The 18,343-nt window shown below is 31.1% G+C and carries 13 protein-coding genes; 3 read left to right on the top strand and 10 right to left on the bottom strand.

Annotation, left to right across the window (positions count from 1 at the left end; genetic code table 11):
* Positions 1-134: 134 nt before the first annotated feature.
* Positions 135-2,321, bottom strand: a complete 2,187-nt coding sequence (locus tag BR66_RS0100660; protein ID WP_026881180.1) for an alpha-galactosidase — start codon at positions 2,319-2,321, stop codon at positions 135-137.
* Between the two features lie 215 nt (positions 2,322-2,536).
* On the opposite strand from BR66_RS0100660, the gene BR66_RS0100655 reads away from it, so the two are divergent.
* Positions 2,537-3,364, top strand: a complete 828-nt coding sequence (locus BR66_RS0100655; RefSeq protein ID WP_051624037.1) for an AraC family transcriptional regulator — start codon at positions 2,537-2,539, stop codon at positions 3,362-3,364.
* A 321-nt stretch (positions 3,365-3,685) separates the two neighbouring features.
* On the opposite strand, the gene BR66_RS0100650 is transcribed toward BR66_RS0100655, so the two are convergent.
* Genes BR66_RS0100650 through BR66_RS22755 form a run of 3 tightly spaced genes read right to left on the bottom strand, consistent with a single transcriptional unit; the run spans position 3,686 to position 5,663 of the window.
* Positions 3,686-3,958 (bottom strand): acylphosphatase, encoded by a 273-nt coding sequence (locus BR66_RS0100650; protein WP_026881178.1) that lies wholly within the window; start codon positions 3,956-3,958, stop codon positions 3,686-3,688.
* Between the two features lie 20 nt (positions 3,959-3,978).
* The gene (locus BR66_RS0100645; RefSeq protein ID WP_026881177.1) at positions 3,979-4,896 is read right to left on the bottom strand and encodes a ketopantoate reductase family protein; all 918 of its coding nucleotides are present in this window, start codon (positions 4,894-4,896) and stop codon (positions 3,979-3,981) included.
* Positions 4,897-4,901: 5 nt separating this feature from the next.
* Entirely contained in the window at positions 4,902-5,663 is a 762-nt protein-coding gene (locus tag BR66_RS22755) for an SWIM zinc finger family protein (protein WP_035795112.1), read from the bottom strand.
* A 354-nt stretch (positions 5,664-6,017) separates the two neighbouring features.
* On the opposite strand from BR66_RS22755, the gene BR66_RS0100635 reads away from it, so the two are divergent.
* Both BR66_RS0100635 and BR66_RS22750 read left to right on the top strand, forming a co-directional pair.
* Positions 6,018-6,830, top strand: a complete 813-nt coding sequence (locus BR66_RS0100635) for an alpha/beta hydrolase (protein ID WP_026881176.1) — start codon at positions 6,018-6,020, stop codon at positions 6,828-6,830.
* Between the two features lie 227 nt (positions 6,831-7,057).
* On the top strand, positions 7,058-11,410 hold the full coding sequence (locus BR66_RS22750; protein ID WP_051624036.1) for a pullulanase X25 domain-containing protein: 4,353 nt from the start codon (positions 7,058-7,060) through the stop codon (positions 11,408-11,410).
* Positions 11,411-11,530: 120 nt separating this feature from the next.
* Here BR66_RS22750 and abc-f read toward each other — a convergent pair whose 3' ends face one another.
* The 6 genes from abc-f to BR66_RS0100600 all read right to left on the bottom strand — a co-directional run bounded on the left by abc-f (position 11,531) and on the right by BR66_RS0100600 (position 18,177).
* Positions 11,531-13,168, bottom strand: a complete 1,638-nt coding sequence (gene abc-f / locus BR66_RS0100625; RefSeq protein WP_026881175.1) for a ribosomal protection-like ABC-F family protein — start codon at positions 13,166-13,168, stop codon at positions 11,531-11,533.
* Between the two features lie 541 nt (positions 13,169-13,709).
* Positions 13,710-14,063, bottom strand: a complete 354-nt coding sequence (locus BR66_RS0100620) for a PTS sugar transporter subunit IIA (RefSeq protein WP_207641211.1) — start codon at positions 14,061-14,063, stop codon at positions 13,710-13,712.
* A gap of 30 nt (positions 14,064-14,093) precedes the next feature.
* A complete protein-coding gene (locus BR66_RS0100615; protein WP_026881173.1) occupies positions 14,094-15,422 on the bottom strand; it encodes a PTS sugar transporter subunit IIC in 1,329 nt (442 codons plus the stop codon).
* Between the two features lie 59 nt (positions 15,423-15,481).
* On the bottom strand, positions 15,482-15,799 hold the full coding sequence (locus BR66_RS0100610) for a PTS sugar transporter subunit IIB (RefSeq protein WP_026881172.1): 318 nt from the start codon (positions 15,797-15,799) through the stop codon (positions 15,482-15,484).
* Entirely contained in the window at positions 15,796-16,068 is a 273-nt protein-coding gene (locus tag BR66_RS0100605; RefSeq protein WP_026881171.1) for a hypothetical protein, read from the bottom strand. Before BR66_RS0100605 ends, BR66_RS0100610 begins: the two co-directional genes overlap by 4 nt.
* Positions 16,069-16,083: 15 nt before the next feature.
* Complete coding sequence (locus BR66_RS0100600; protein WP_026881170.1) at positions 16,084-18,177, bottom strand: BglG family transcription antiterminator; 2,094 nt, start codon at positions 18,175-18,177, stop codon at positions 16,084-16,086.
* Positions 18,178-18,343: the final 166 nt, after the last annotated feature.

Below are 18,343 nucleotides of genomic sequence, written 5' to 3'. Positions count from 1 at the left end.
TTGATAATATTATTATACTTGGAGTATGTTTTTAAGTATGTAACCTATGTTACCAAAAATTAAAAGTGTTAAACTTAAATGTCTTATTCTTCATTTTAAATGAAATCATAGCAACTTCAAAATAAAGTCACATTTTATTTTACTTTCTTAAGTCTCCATACAATACTTGAAAAATCTCCAACAAACCTTGTGCTATCAAGCCCTATATACATAAGTTCATCTCCACCTAACGTCATATCATACCCAATAACTTCATATTTATATTTTGAGTTAAGACCTTGAAGTTTAATTCTTTTTGATGGCACATAGGGTTCTGCCAATACTTTTACATATGTACCTATTGCTTCTGTTTTGTCTTCTGTAACAAATATCCATGCTGCTTCATTGCTTTCAAAAGGACTAATCAATCTATAAAAATCTCCAAATTGAGTTATATGCCTTATCTCTTTATAATTTTTTACTTGTTTTTTTACAATTTCTTTTTCCAGCTCTGTAAACTTTGTTAAATCAAGTTCATAGCCAAAATTACCTGACATTGCCACATTACCACGGGTTTCTAAACTAGTCATTCTACCAACCTGATGATTGGGACAAGTTGATACATGAGCTCCCATAGTAATTGCTGGGTAAACTATGCTAGTGCCATATTGTATTTTTAATCGTTCTATGGCATCAGTATCATCACTTGTCCAGGTTTGTGGCATATAATATAAAATTCCACCGTCAAACCTGCCACCACCTGAAGCGCAACTTTCAAATAAAATATTAGGGAAAATACTAGTAATTTCATCCATAACTCTATAAAGTCCAAGCATATATCTATGAGCAGTTTCTCTTTGCCGTTCTGCTGGAAGACACGCCGATCCCATCTCGGTAATCCCCCTATTCATATCCCATTTCACATAGGATATAGGCGCACTTTTCAATATATCTGAAACAGCTTTTATTATATAATCGCACACTTCTTTCCTTGTTAAATCAAGTACGAGTTGATTTCTTTGGTATTTCCCTTGAGATTTTAGTCTATTATCTACATGGATGCACCAGTCTTGATGTTTTTTATATAGATCACTGTCTGGTGATACCATTTCAGGCTCAAACCAAAGCCCAAAATCTAGTCCAGTATCATTTATTTTTTTAACTAAATCTTCAAGGCCATTAGAAAGTTTATTTTTGTCAACTGTCCAGTCTCCTAAGGAACTGTTATCTGAATCCCTTTTTCCAAACCAACCATCATCAAGTACAAAAAGCTCTATTCCAAGCTCCTTGCCAACTTTAGCTATATGTTCAATTTTGTTCGCATTAAAATTAAAATAAGTTGCTTCCCAGTTATTAACCAATATCGGTCTTAATTTATCTCTAAAGTTGCCTCTACATAATCTTTTTCTATATAATTTATGATAAGTTCGAGACATTTCTCCAATACCATCTGATGAATAAACCATAACTACTTCTGGAGCTTGAAAGACCTCATCTGGTTCTAAAAGCCATGTGAAGTCAAAAGGATTTATCCCTAGATTTACCCTAGTATTAAAATTAGGGTCAACTTCAGCCTCAGCTATAAAATTGCCACTGTAGACTAGGTTAAAACCATAAACTTCTCCATGAGTTTCATCTGCTTCTTTACTTAACAATGCCATAAAAGGATTTTGACCGTGACTGCTCATTCCTCTTTTGCTCTCAATAGATTGAGAGCCTGGAACTAAGCTGCGTCTATATATATGTTTTTCCCTACACCAAGCTCCTGATAATTGAAGCATGTCATAGTTATCATTGTCAAAATCCATACTCATACTTAATGCCCTTAAAAGCTTTAAATTTTTTTTACCTTTATTGATAAATTTCACCGATCTAGTGATAGCATTTAGTTCATTAAAAATAGTATATGAAAGCACCACGTTTAAGCCTGTAAGTTTATCTAGCAAATCTATCTCTAAAGTATCTGCCTCCTCTTCATTCTCTACATATGTGCCTGGAAGATTAATGAGTTTTGGTTTACCTTTAGATATTTTATGTGAAACATATGCTAAATCACATATAGTTGAACCGTTTTCAAGTTGCACATGAAAGGCAGGATTTCTGAAATCGCTATTACCATATGCAGGATACTCCTGTGGAATCACGTCATAATTTAATTCTTTATCTAAAATATCATAGCTTGAGGAGGCTATTATAGATTTATTATTAAAATTTAATGTATCTACCTTTCTTCCCCAATAAATATGTGCCAAATGTCCGGTTTCAGTTATTTGCAAAACATAGCTTGTTTTATTTGTTTGTAGATGAATTATTTTTTCCCTCTCATTATAGCTAATTGACATTAAATCACTCCCAATATTAAATAACCTTATTTATAAAACATATATATTTATAATTTTAAACTCTATCCTTATTTTATAGTTTTTTTCACCTAATTAATATAGAATAATGTATACTGTTAATATTATAATGTAACTTTATTTAGTTCAAATAACTACTCTATATTGGGTATTTAAAATTTAATCATTGGAATTTTTAAGGAGAGTGAATATATAATATGATGTTTGAAGAATATACTAGTTCAAACTATATTAATACAGATTTGAATATTACCTGCTATGGACATCAAATATGTGATGCTACTCATTATTGGGGACCTGGAATAAGGGATTATTATTTAATTCATTATGTTGTAAAAGGAACTGGAATATTCAAAATCGCTGAGGAGTCATATAATCTAAAACAAGGAGATATATTTTTGATAGAACCTAGTGTTCTTACCTATTATGAAGCTGATAAAGATGATCCATGGGAATATATATGGCTTGGGTTTAATGGTACAAAGGCTAAACACTACATATCTCAAATATACAATAAAGATATTTTGCCTATTTTTACTTATAAGGGTGAAAATAAATTGCAGATATGTATAAAAGAAATGTTATCTTATTCATATGAACAAAATGGGCGTGACATAATACTTCAGTCTTATCTGTATAAATTTATTTACCTTTTGATTAATAATATAAAAAATTCGACCAAGATTCCTAAAGAAGATGCTACCAGAAAATATGTTGAAGATGCTACCTTTTATATTAGTAATAATTATAGTGATGATATTACTATAAACAATATTGCGAAATCAGTTAACATAACACGTGGTTATCTTTACCGATTGTTTAAGAAATATTTAGATAGCTCTCCTCAAAAATTTTTAATTAATTTTAGGATGGAGAGGGCCTCTGAACTTCTGAGAAGTTCAAATTTTTATATAGGTGATATTGCTCGCTCCGTTGGTTATAGGGATGTACTACTATTTTCTAAGATATTTAAAAAAATTAATGGAGTTACACCAACTGAATTTAGAAATAATAGAACGCTATAAATCAAATGGATGGTTATATTGTATTTTAATATTTGAGTTTGTTTATTAGTTTGTAAATCCAAAAACTCCCAGAATTATAAATACATAATATGCGTTTAAAGAGAATAATATATGATTTCTTAATAGAAATTGCAACATACCCATGAAAATAACAACCACTCCATATCCTGCAGCAAATAAGAAATTTTGTTTTTTTGTTGATTTGCGACTGGAAAGTTTAAAACTATTTTTCCCTATAAAATTCACTATACCAATTGCCAAGGTTAATATTATAGAGGTGGTTATAAAAAATGATATATTTAATAGTTAAAAACATATCAACTAGTATTTAACTCTAAATGAATTTTCCTTGCCTACTAGTTGAATTTCTCTATAATTTATATCATCCACTCTAATGAATTGATTTCCTTTTTTTATTTTTATTAAAAAGTTATCAGTCGCTTCTTCTGTGCCCTGTGCCTCTATCTGCACACTTCCATCATCACAGTTTTTCACCCAGCCAGTTATTTTAAATGCAGTGGCAGCATATTGCACAAAATATCTGAAACCAACCCCCTGAACCCTTCCATAAACTTGTATAAAATATCTATTCATAAAATAGTCATCACCTTATATTAGTTTTTGTACCCAAAGTTTTTTGCGATTTTTTTATAGTTTGCTGCTGATACCCCATATTCATCAGCTAATCTTACAACTTCAAAAATAAGTCCATCCATTTCTGTCTGTTTACCTGCCTGTAAATCTTTTTGCATAGAAGCAGTGGAATCTGGTTCCATGGCATCTAATATTTGAACATTTGAAGTTAGAAGATCAGCGTCGAATGATAACCCCATGGCAAAAGCAATTGCTTGTATTTCTTTTACCAGCTTAATAAAGGTTTCACGGTATTTAAAATTTTTACGCATTTCTCCGGCGTTTACATTATAAAATGCTCCACATGTGGCAAATGCAGAAACAAAAGAGTACTTTTTAAAAGTATCTTTTACTATACTATCTGAGATAATTCCCTTAATACCACTGTTGGTTAAAACTTCATTGATTTCCAATATTTTGTCATATGGAATAGCTTGATTTTTTCTTTCTCCATATACAACGCGAAGAAACTTTCCCATATGAGTAATTTCGCCTGGTGCAGATACAAAACCAACTATGTATACGCAGCCATCTAAAACATAGGCATCTTTGAATTTTTCATATATCTTATCTCCAATACCAATTCCATTTAATATTGGTATAATTACAGTATCTTTGTGTGATACTCTTTTTAGTAATGGTAATATTCCATCAATTGAATAAGTTTTCACGCATATAAATATAACGTCTGGTCTATCATTATATTCCTCACTAGTAAATGCCTTGACATTTTTAAGTACTAAATCGCCTTTAATTCCAGATTTAAGTTTCAAGCCATTTTCATTTATCGTCTTTAAGTGTTCCCCTCTAGCAATGAATGTTACATCATAACCACTTGAGGCTAAAAAACCTCCGATACTTCCACCTGTTCCACCTGCTCCAATTATTAGAAATTTCATCTTTATCACTCCTTGGTTTCACTTTCCATTTCTGCTCCCATTTCCATTTGAATTCCAAACATTTCAGAAACATCATCTTCCTTAATTACTCTAGAACTTTTTATTTTAGATTTTTCTAGTAGTTTAGTAGATTCCTTATTTACTGCTATAGAAATAAGTTCATCCATATTAATATTTCTAAGTTCGAAAAACAGTGCCGGATTATCATCTAATCTTGCTCCTACCCCATATAAAGCTGAAGCCACGTGCTTACACATATTTGCAGCATCAGGGCAACTGCAGTTTAGTTTAATTTCCTTTGGTGAAGGAAAGAGTCCATTACCCTGACCAGTAAACAATTCCGCAAGTACCTTTGGAAAATTTCCTTCAATTAGTTCCTGAAGCGACGCTATTTTTCCAGCACAATCTTTAATTATGTTTTCCCATACATTCTTTGATAGTGGTCCAATATTTATTTCTATTTTATATGGTTTGCTGCTGCTTCCTTGAACAACAGCCATAATATTTCCTTTACTTATTTCTAAGTCTAGCACCGCTCCACGTCGAACATAACTTCTTCCCCTTACGATACGACTTGAATAATCTGAATAGCTCTCTAGATTTTTATTCCATGCTTCTCCCCACCAGGTTTTTGCCAGTTTTTTGCCATCTATTGTTACAGGTTTAATATTGGGATTTTTCTTTTTTAATTCCTCAATGGTTTTCTGTACATTCTCTCTTTTCTTTTGAGCAGAAACATATTTGGGAAATTCACCATAATTATACATTTATAAACCTCCTCGTTTTCCTTAGGCTGAAATATTTCTCCTAATTCCAAGTGTATTTGAAAGTAGTTCTTTCTTCTTGATTATTTAATATCCTGTGTTCGTCCATCATTCAATATAAATAGTTTCTTTTTAAAACAACCTTCTAATTTTGATTACTCTTCTCTTATTTTATCACATTTTCATGCTTCTAATCTGTTACTTTTTCAATATCAATTATATCAATTATATCAAATAAATTAATTAATTAAAAAATGTTCATAGTTTCAACTTATTTCACCCTCAATGTATAATAAATATATTATAATAGTTTTATATTGAACATTTCAAAAAAACATAGTAAAGAAGGAATATATTATGATAACAGAAACAATAAAATTATGGGATGAATCATCTTATAAAGACACTGGAAATACTCATTTTAAACCAACACTTGATACATATATTTTAGGTGGCGATAAAAAAAGAGGAGCTGTTTTGATTTGCCCTGGAGGTGGATACAACTTTACATCCCCAAGAGAAGCTGAACCTATAGCTCTTCAGTTTAATGCTGCTTCTTATGATGCCTTTGTACTAAATTATAGTGTTAATCCAAATTTGCATCCTAAACCTATTTTGGATTTATCAAAAGCCATGAACATAATACGTGAAAATGCTGATAAATGGAACATAGATAACAATAAAATTGCAGTTTGTGGCTTTTCTGCCGGTGGCCACCTTGCAGCCAGCCTTGGAGTTCACTGGGACAAGTCTTATCTTAATGGTACTCCCAAAATGAATAAACCAAATGCTCTTATTTTAGGCTATCCAGTTATAACATCAGGAGATTATGCCCATAGAGGTTCTTTTAACTGTCTTTTAGGAAAAAATCCAGGTGAATCTGTACTTCTTGATATGTCACTAGAAAAACACGTTTCTTCCATAACTCCTCCTACGTTTTTGTGGCATACATCTAATGATGGATCAGTACCTGTTGAAAACACTCTTCTTTTTGCAAATGCTTTAAGTGAAAATAAAATCCCCTTTGAGCTGCATATTTATCCCGATGGTCCCCATGGACTATCATTGGCAAATGAAGAAACAGAAGAAAATGGAATGGGAGTATTTCCTCATGTAGCTACTTGGATGCAACTATGTATTCAATGGCTAAATTTATTATTTAGTTTATAATTAGTTATTCTACATGGTAAAGCTCATCATCTATCATTTGAAAATATATATGGATATAAGTATTAGAAGTACACTTGTTTTCCGGTGGCTTCTAATACTTTTTACATTAATATTTAATGAACAAATTTTAACCAGATATTTATTGGAACATATTGTAAATTCCCATTAATTAGTGTAATATATTTATCATGCAAACGATTGCAAAATTATAAGGGGGGGATTTATCAATGATGAGAACCAAAAAATTAAAATTTTTAAACTTTATCGTAATATTTTTGCTTTTGTTCAGTTTAATGCCTAATTTTAAAATCCAAGCTGATGAAAATCAAAATTCACCACCAACCAATTCTATGGTTTCACTTGTAGGCGATTTTTTTAAATCACAGAGTTTAGGAACTGATTGGGATGCTAAAAATCAAAGCTCTATAATGAATGAATTTTCAAATGGCTTGTATGAATTAACTGTTGATTTTAAAACATCTGGATCTTTCAATTACAAAGCTGCACTAAATGGATCTCTTGATGAAAACTATGGTGCTAATTTCCAAAAAGGAGGAAATAACATAGCACTAAATGTAACAAAAAAAGAAAAAATTACCTTCAAAGTTAATTTAAAAAACAAAACAATATATGATTCAATTAACAATCCAGCTAGCTTTAAAAATAGTGCAACATTAGTTGGTACACTGGCTCAATCTGATGGTTCAGATTGGAATTTAACTGATACTAGTTACGATTTGAATTACATTGGAGATGGATATAGTACAAAAACCTTCTCTATGAAAAAAGGTGATTACGAGTATAAAGTTGCTTATGATCATAAATGGTCAAATGGAGAAATTGATCATAACATTAAATTTTCTTTGGACAAAGATCAAAATGTAACTTTTATTTCAAATCCAGATTTAAACCTATGCACTAACAGTATTTTATCTCCTAATATCTCTATTATTGGTGATATAAGAAATAAAAATACTGATGCTAACTGGAATGAAAAGCTTCAAGGATTTGATTTCAAACAATTAAATAATACTGGAACATATATTTATAGCGCATTTATCAAAGAAGGAACTTACCAATACAAGGCTACGCTGAATTATTCATGGGATAATCCAATACCCGGTGGTACTACAAACAAATCAATTATAGTCCCCACTGGAGGTAAATATGTTGTATTTGTTTGCGATGTATCTGGGAAAAACTTATACGATTCAATAAATGACGCTGATAAAGTATCAACCGCCTTAGGTCTTAATCCCGCACCACAAACATTGACAAGCCCTGTGATAAATGAAAATGGAACTGTTACATTTTCCTATTCCAATGATACTGCAAAAGAAGTTTATCTTGCTGGTGACTTCACAAATTGGGCAACTAACAAAAAATCTATGACCAAAAATCAAAATGGAGTTTGGTCAGTAACTGTAAGACTGGGCGACAATTCCAGTGCATATGAATATAAATTTATTACCGATGGTAATTATGTTACAGACCCATCAAATCAAAATGTATCTGGTGATGGGAACTCCCTTTTAAATTTTCCAAAATATTCCGGTAGAAAAATTGTGGTCCCAGGTACCATGCAACAAAATGTTGGAGGCACAAATTGGGATGCCACATCTCCTGAAACTACTATGGATTATATTGGAAATGGAATCTACACATTAACTCTTAAGAGTATACCTGCTGGAAGTTATCAATATAAAGTCGCAACAGATGGAACTTGGACTGAAAATTATGGTGAAGGTGCAAAACTAGGTGGAGACAATATAGAAATGGATGTACCCACTACCGAGGATGTTACCTTCTGGTATAATGACGATAGTAATTTAATAGTAGATTCCACCTCCTATAAAAAAGTCGATGTAAAACTTACAGGTACAGGAGTCGCAAACAATACTTTACTAACAGATAGCACATTTACTGGAATTTGCTCTGTGAAAGTCCCTTTGAAACAAGGCGAATATAAAGATTTTAAATTAACGGTTGATGGCAAAGAAGAAGTACCCGTTGGCGATTTAAATCTTACTTCAGACAGAGTAGTCACAATAAGTTATGATCCCAATATTGATATAGTTTTTACTGATCTTTCTGACAAAAAAATAAATACTTCATCACTTTATTTTGACTCAAAACTTTCTGATTACAAACTTCCTTACGGCGCAGTACCTACAGGTACAAATGTAGTTTTTAATTTAAAAGCAGCTAAAGGAGATTTATCTAATGCATACTTAATACTTCAAACTCCAAATGGTACTAAAAAACTTTCAATGTCCTTAAATGGTAGTTTTACGGATGGAAGTGATAAATGGACAGTAAACTATAATCCACCTAGCACGGAAATGGACAAATATTACTTTGTAGTAACTAATGGCTACGATGTAAAAGCCTATGGAGATGACGATGGGTATTTTGGTGCTGGAGCACCTAATGATCTTGGAAAAGTAAAATTATATGACATGAATGTTTATGATAAAGATTTCAAAACCCCTGATTGGTTTAAAAACGCAGTAGTTTATCAGATATTTCCTGATAGATTTTTTAATGGAGATACTTCTAATGATACTGCTTTAAAAACTTCAAGAGGATTTACTAACTATGAATTTTACAATAATTGGTATTCAATTCCAGAAGATCCAACCCTGGAATTCACTTCTAATGGGAAGCCTGACCTTACTTATTTAGGTGCAAAAGGTGATGGCTTATGGTCAAATGAAATATATGGTGGAGATTTAACCGGAGTTCAAAAGAAACTAAATTACCTTCAATCTCTGGGAATAAATACATTATATTTTAATCCTATAAGTCAATCTATATCAAACCATAGATATGATACAACTAATTATAAAACTGTAGACCCTATTTTAGGTTCAATGGATGATTATGTATCACTTGCAAAAGAAGCTCACAAAAGGGGTATGCATATAATACTTGATGGCGTATTCAACCACGTATCAGATGACTCAATTTATTTTGATAGATATGGTAAGTATGTAGCTAAAGGAAAGCCTATAGGCGCATATCAATATTGGTCTAGAGTTTATGCTTTAATGAATTCTGATGCAATGAGTCAAAGTGATGCAGAGGATAAAGTAACTAAAAATTTAGCAGCAGACGGAATAACAGATTTACACTATAAAGATTGGTTTAAAATAGATAATACTAAAGTTACAGCAATTACCGGAGACCCTGAGCATTATTCTTATGAAGGCTGGGATGGTTATGATTCTATGCCTGTTATAGAGGCTTTGAATGGCTCTGAATACAACGTTACAACTTGGGACACAGAAGTTATAGATGGAAAAAATGCTGATTCAACTTATTGGTTAAAGCAAGGCGCTGATGGCTGGCGGCTGGATGCTCAAAATGAAGTTTCTGATGAAACTTGGGGGCATTTTAGAACCGCTGTTAAAGGTGCAAGTAAGGACAATGTAATTATAGGTGAAATTTGGACTGATGCATCAAAATATTTACTTGGAAATATGGATGATTCGGTAATGAATTACAGATTTAGAGATCCTGTGCTAGGCTTTGTTAAAGGTACTGCTGATGATAATACTACTAAATATAGTGCAGCAGACGCTATGAATGCACTTGAAACTATGAGAGAGCAATACCCTAAGGAAGCATTTGATGCTATGCTAAATCTTGTTGATTCTCACGATACCCAAAGAGTAATTTCTGCTCTTGATGGATACCAAAAAGGTGTAAAAGCTATTGCAAAAGATACTACATCCGCTGCTCTTGCAAAAATGAAAATGATACCTCTTATACAAATGACCTATCCTGGTACTCCATGTATTTATTACGGTGATGAAGCTGGAATGCCTGGTGCAGATGACCCTGACAACCGTAGAGGAATGATATGGGGCAATGGGAATAAAGACTTAGTTACGTGGTATGCAACATTGATTGGAATAAGAAAGAACAATGTTGTTCTCGCAACTGGTGATATATCACCAATAAGTGTTCCAGACAGCTATAAATCTGATCTTCTAGCTTATACCCGTGATAATTCAAAAGACCATGCAGTTATTGCTATAAACAGACGAACAGAAGATATAGACTCACTTACACTTGATGTCACTTCTATTCCAGATGGAACAATACTCACGGATGCACTTAATACTAAAGAGAAATATGCTGTAGTTAACGGTAAGGTTACTGTAAATGTTCCTGAGCAATCTGGTGTAATTCTTTTATCCAATTACAAAGCACCTGAACTTAACCTATTAGGGTTAAAGGATATTTATGATCCAAGTTATATTGTTCCTGTTAAAACTGCATCAAATAGTGGCTCCGGAAGTGGTACTACACCTAGCGGCGGAAATACTACTTCTGGTAACACTACTTCTGGTAATACCGCTTCTGGTGGAAATACCAGCGCTAGTAGCACTACTTCTGAGAATACCACTTTTTCTAATAATACCGCCGGAAAGCAATCAAACAAAGTATCAGCAGCTCTTCCAAAAACCGGTTCATTTATTGATACAAGTTTGATAATAGCAGTTGGCGTTATATTTATAATTGCCGGGAGCATATGCTTCTTTATTTATAAGAGGAAAAAACATATAGAATAACAATAACTAAAAAAATCAAGGTGATACTATTTAAAAGTATCGCCTTGATTTTCTAGTTATATTCCAAATTACAATGTGTAAAAGCCCATGATCAACAGATAATTTTCCCAAAAGTTTATATTATTCTATTTCTCTGATTTTTCTCAAAATATCCTTATATTCCTCATCTAATTTTCTAATATTATCGTCCCTTGACGGCATAGAAAGCCTACCTATAATCTCAGATATCTTATTTTCCAAAAGCATTTTTTCATTACTAAATATACTGCTTACTTCCTTGGGTCTATTGATAAAACTCAAGTACTCATGGTAATTTCCTTTGAAGGATTTTACTATTTGATTTTCAATGCACATTATATCTGTTGCAATTTTTTCAACAAATTTCCGGTCATGGGATACAAATAAAATTGTTCCCCCATAATCCTTTAGGACATCTTCTAATGCCTCAATTGAATATAAATCCAGATAATTGGTTGGTTCGTCAAGTATTAACATGTTGCTTCCTTCAAGAATTATCTTTGCAAAGCAAAGTTTTACCCTTTCCCCACCACTTAAAAATGAAACTTTTTTATATACATCATCCCTTTTAAACAAAAGCCTTGATAATATAAGCCTTACAAACTCTTCATTATAAACAGAATTCCTCATAACATTATTGAGTATTGTTTCCTCTTCATCTAGAATGCTTAAATCCTGACTAAAATAGCCTATATTTAGTACTTTTGAAATTTCTATTTTCTCCTCAGCCTTTAGTATCATTTTTATTAAGGTTGTTTTACCACAACCATTGTCACCGATTAAAGCTGTTCTTGTGCCACTAAATATATTAAATTCTGCTTTATTAAATATGACTTTTTTCCCAAATGATTTATCAATGTTTTCTCCATGAATAATAATTTTGGAATGAACCTTATTTAATGCTTCGAAATCTATTTTTGTTCTCTCCGCAATTTCTACCCGTTCTTTTATTTCTATATGCTCAATTCTTGAATATATAGACTTTCTAGTTTTTTCTAGTTTTCCTTTTGCCTTCTGATTGCCCATTTTGCGATGAAGTCTAGCCTCAGAATTTCCCATTCTCTTTGGTACTTGCCTCATTGAAGAAGTTTTATTTGAAATTTCCATAGCTGACTTTTGCAGCTTTTGTTTCTCATTTAAATAATGATCATATTCAAACTTTTTTCTATCTATTTCAAGTTTCTTTTGCTCCATATAATTAGAGTAGTTTCCATCATATGTTTTTGTTTTTCCATTTTCAATTTCAATTATTTTGTTACAAACTCCATCTAAAAGTTCTCTATCATGTGAAACAATCATTATAGCTCCATTAAATTCTAGAAGCATTTCTTGAAACATTTTAATAGCGGAAATATCCAAATTTGATGTTGGCTCATCTGCAAAAAGCATACTACTTCTTTCACTAAAGGCTTCTGCTATTTTTAGCCTAGTTTTTTCTCCCCCACTTAAATTATCCTTATCTTTATCTTTTAAATTAAATTTTCTGTGCAGCTGATTATTTAAAATAGCATGATTTGGTTCTTTAAGTTGGCTAATATAAGCATATTCACCATAATGTTTTATATATCCTTGATCTTTATCCATCTCGCCGCAAAGTATATTAAGCAAAGTACTTTTACCTGCTCCATTAGCTCCAACTATACCTATTTTATCTTCACTATATACCTTTAAATTGTTTATATCTAATATTAATTTATCTCCGAAATATTTTTTCAAATTATTAATTTCCAAATTTAGCATAAAAAAATCCCTCCAATTATTTGGAGAGGATCATATACTTGAATAATTTTACAACATTTAATTCAGCGGTTATTAATTTAGACTTACTAAAATGTAGCAATCAGAAATAGTTCATACCTAAATGCTAGTTTTAATTTATCTCACTTTAACCGTGTTTTAATTAAGTTGCCTTATATAAAAGTATGGTGTAATCCTCTCAAGAACTTTATTTGCATCACAAAAATAAGCGCATCCATATAATTGCACATTTTAAAAATAATTGTGATGTTACTTGCCCTAAAAAGATTACTTACGCATATCACACATACCTTAGCCTTTCAAAATATTTACTCATATTCTAATTATACATGTTCATTATTACCCGGTCAATACAGCTATGATAATTCAATTAAAAAGGTTGTAATAAAAATTATTTTAACAATTTATATCACAACCTTTTTAATATTTGTATTGTAATTAGTATATTTTAGAGTTAAAATTTATACACACAGTATCTATTGGAAATATCCTAAGATAATTTAAAATTATTTAAGGATGTTTCCTATTTTTTTATTAAATTATTTACTTTTTTTTCTAATTCAAACACTTTTTTATATAATTCTATCTCCCTTTTAATCAGATTTTTTTCTGATAGAGCCGTCATAAGCTGATCTTGTGCATGTATTACTAGAAAATTAGGTGTTTCACTATCCATCTTGCCTTGAATTAGCATATTCTGATATTCGTGCCCATCATAAAATTCTTCATCTGCTTCATCTAGGCACTTTTCTGCTAATTCAAAATTTCCTTCTTCAGCAGCATCTATGGCATCATATGCCTTTCCTCTGGCATTTCCACCGTGAAGTACTAGATTAAAAATAATTTTTTCTAAATCCATTTTGTTTTCTTCGCTCACTGTTAAGCCTCCATTCATAAATGATATTTATTATACTGTTTCACCACTATTTGCTTGTATTTCAAGTTCTGCTTGCTTTTCGTTTATTACAAGTTGTTTTTCAAACATTTTAAAGAAAGGCCAGTAAATTAATGCTGAAACAATTAAATTTAAAAGTTGAAGTGCAGCGCCTTGCCAATATCCACCTGTTGCTATAAGTCCACCGAAAAATACTGGAACAGTGAATGGTGGTTGCATTACTATTTTAGGAACAATTCCACTGAAAAATGCAATATAGTTTATAGTTACAGCAGCAACAGGGGCAAGTATAAACGGAATAAACATTATTGGATTAAGCACAAGAGGTGCTCCAAACATTATTGGTTCATTTATATTAAATATTGCTGGTATAAGTTCTATTTTACCAAGACTCTTAAGTTGTTTTGATGCTGAAAATAAAAACATTATTACTAATGGCCATGTTAATCCTGACCCGCCTATATGTGTAAACATATGAAAAAATGGTTCTGTAACAATTCCATGGAGTGGTGTCCCAGCATTACGAGCAGCAGTGTTAGCAGCTAATTGAGCTGTCCAAAATGGATAAGCAACTGAAGATACAACATTCATTCCGTGAATACCAAGTGACCATAAAAGCATCATTAAAACAATTTCAAGTACTGCTGCGGGATAGCTGTTTGATACCGCAACTAGAGGTCTAAATAGATTTAATACTAATTGTGGCAATGTAATTTTTAAATTTGCCCACACGATCCATTCTACTGCCCATGATAAGGTTATCATTACAAAGAATGGTACTAATGCACTAAATGTTCTTACAACATATGGTGGTACACCTGCAGGCATTTTAATAACTAACCCTTTTTGAGTAAACAATCTAACTACAATTGTTGTTAATATTCCTAAGATTATTGCAATAAATAATCCCTGCCCGCCAAGGTAGTTTAAAACGTCACCAAATTTAACCTTTGTAATATCTGAAGCTGGGAAACATACAATAAAGAAACACACAAGGGATAGCATTCCACAGAGTGATTCATCCATATCCCACCTTGAAGCAAGGCTATAGGCTGTACCAAATGCAACAGCTACTGCCATAATTCCAAAACTTAAATTAAATGCAATCATAATATTGCTTTGAATTGGGGTAATTGCATTATTCCATGCATTTACAACTCCCCAGCCAAGTGCTGTAGGTGGGTTTGCAATAATTAAAAATACAGATCCACTAATTATAAGTGGTAGTGCAAAAACACAAAATGCATCACGTATTGATTGTAAGTAAATATTTTGTGCCAATTTCCCAAGGACGGGCATTAACTTTTCTTCCATCCATTTCATAAACTTGTTCTCTTTCATAGCTATTATTCCTCCTAAAATATTTATTATTAGGATACGGGAATTAACCCTTATCTTAATTACATTTTACCTGCGTCTTTTGCAATCTTAATTATTTGATCAAGTACTTTTCCACCATTCATGAATGCAAAAGCTTGCATGTCTACTATCTCCACAGGAATATCGAATTTACTTGCAGCTACTTCCACTTCTTTTTTCAAATGCCGTACCTGTGGTTCTAGTAATGCTACAGAATAATTTGCTGCTTTTTTCTTAAATTCTCCAGTGCCACCTGCATCTACAACTATATCTAAATTTCTCTTTTTAGCCTCATCTGAAGCAGCTTTGGCAAGTGAACTAGAGGTTGCACCCCAACTACATAAAATTATTGCTTTCATTTTAAACTCCTCCTCATTTTCTTATTTTCTATTTTTTTCATAGATATATTTAAATTATTTTGATATTGAATAAGCATTTTTGTAAACCATTTTTGCATCCAAAATAATGCAACTAAAAATACTATTGCAAATATTGATAACTTAATAGCTATTCCAATTTTTCCTGATAAAAACAAATTTCTTATTTGTACAACCCATGGTGAACTTAATAAAATAAAAAATAAAATAATAGGCCCTTTTTTGCTATACAACGAATTCTTATTTCCCAAACTCTCGTCCCCTTTTTAATTAAAAACTCTTATTATATGGAAATATAATTTTGATATAAGAGTTTTTTCTATTATTTTTCTACACTCTTCTCCATTCTTACTTTCATTTAATCTATCAATAAAATCATCTTGTTCAATTATAGTTGCTGATAAATCTCCAATAACTTCCAAGCTACTTTTTTTATTTACTGGTGCTACCATAAGAAAAGCAGTATAGATTAATTCTTTTTCCCCTATTAAATTCACAAGATTTATTGGTGTTTTTAGTTTTCCCACCGTTATCATAGATTGTTTAATATCATCACTTACACAATGATATATAACAAATTTTTTATTTGGCAGTATTATAGTACCTAATCCTTCCCTATTTTGTAGTATGACTTTAATGCCTTTTGATATTTTCCTTTGGATTACCCCAAACTTGATTTGTTCTTCTAATAATTCTTCAATTACGTCATTTACTGTTGTGGCTTGTATTTCCGAAAAAAAAGTGTTTTTTACAATAGTACTTATTTCATTACTGTACGCTTTTACATTTTCCACATTCTCCATTTGTTTTTCAAAAGATTGAGTTCTTTCTTCATTCTCTATAGTTATCTTTATGTTTAGCTCATCCTCAAGTTTTCTAATATCATTTTCAGTAAATAATGGATTTACAACAATAATTCTCTTGTTTCCACGCTTTATTGGTACTGTAGATATTATTAAATCAACAGGGTTTTTATTAATTATTTCATCAATTTTAAGTACTGAGGACACGGCCACTATATTTATCTCTTTGATTTTTTTTATTCTAGCTGCAAGCATTCTTGAAGTTCCTACTCCACTGGCACAAACTAAAAGTACATTATATATAACCATTTTATCCTTGATTCTTTCCATTGCAGCTGCAAAATGCATGCATATATATCCAATCTCGTCATCACTTATTTCTACATTTAGATTTCCCCTAAGCACATTTAAAACATTATTACATCTATTAAATACATCTCCATATTGGCGTTTAATTTCACTAATTAATGGATTTCTTATCTTATAACCAGATTTTAGCCTATAAATCGAATATAAAAGATGCATATTTAAATCTTTTTTGAGAATGGAATCTTCCTCAAATTTTATGTTAAATATCTTTGATGCTTCATCTATTACCTTATCTGTAAGTGAATATAAATATTTTTCACTTAGATTCAGACTATTTCCTCCAACCCTTACTCCTTGAAGATGAACTGTAATATATCCAAGTTCACCCTCTGGAATCTTAATATCTATTTCATTCTCAATATACTTTGCTATAACTTTTGCTACTTTATATTCTTGTGACTTCTTTAATTTTTCCAAAGTAATGTTATCAAAACTTATTTTTTCATTATTTCTAAGTCTCTCAATAGCTAAAGAAAGGTGTATAGATAATTCAATATATAATCTATCATCAATTTTATAATCCATTGTTGACTCTATATTAGAAAGTGATCTCTCAATCAGATAAATAGTTTCATAATCTATTATGTTTAGCAATCTATTGTTAAGTTCTTGAATTCTGTTTTTTTTAACTTTACTTATTTCTTCACTATCATTTTCTATGAATCCAATCAATTGTTCTAAATTATAATTTTTATAGAGTAAATCTACTAATGTGTGCCTAATATTTTTTTCATCACCTTCTATATATATTCCAACACCTGGTTTAGAAATAAGATTTATATGATTTTTTTCCAGCCGTTCTTTTATATCCTTTACATGGTGACTTATTGTTGAACTAGATACATCAAATTTATTTGCAAAATATTGAATTTTAATGGGGTCTTTACATTGTAAAAGCTCTGCCATTATAAAATTTTTTCTATTTTTTGCTTCTGATAGAGACTCAGATCCATACATTGCTAATTTGAGTTCTAATATTTCTTCATTTTTTCCATTCAAACTTAAACCATTTAGTGTATTTTGTACGCTTGTTTTATATTTAGAAATCAACTTATTGATGTTGTCTATTTCTCTATAAATTGTTCTAGTACTTACATTATACGTTTGTGCAAAAGTCTTAACTGTAACGTTTTCATTATTAATTAATCTTTTAACTAAATCTATTTGCCTTGAACTAAACTTATCCATACAAATCACCAACCTAAGATAATTACTAAAATGCCCCCCTTCCATTATCATTATACAATTGTTCATATTTGTAATACAAGGTAAACATGAACATATATTGTCCCAATTTACTTGACACTAATTCATCAATGTACAAACGATTGTTCTATAATTAAAATAATTAAAC

It is taken from the genome of Clostridium akagii DSM 12554 (assembly GCF_000686725.1).
In the GTDB taxonomy this organism is placed as follows: domain Bacteria; phylum Bacillota; class Clostridia; order Clostridiales; family Clostridiaceae; genus Clostridium_I; species Clostridium_I akagii.
This window is presented reverse-complemented; position numbering and strand designations above follow the sequence as displayed.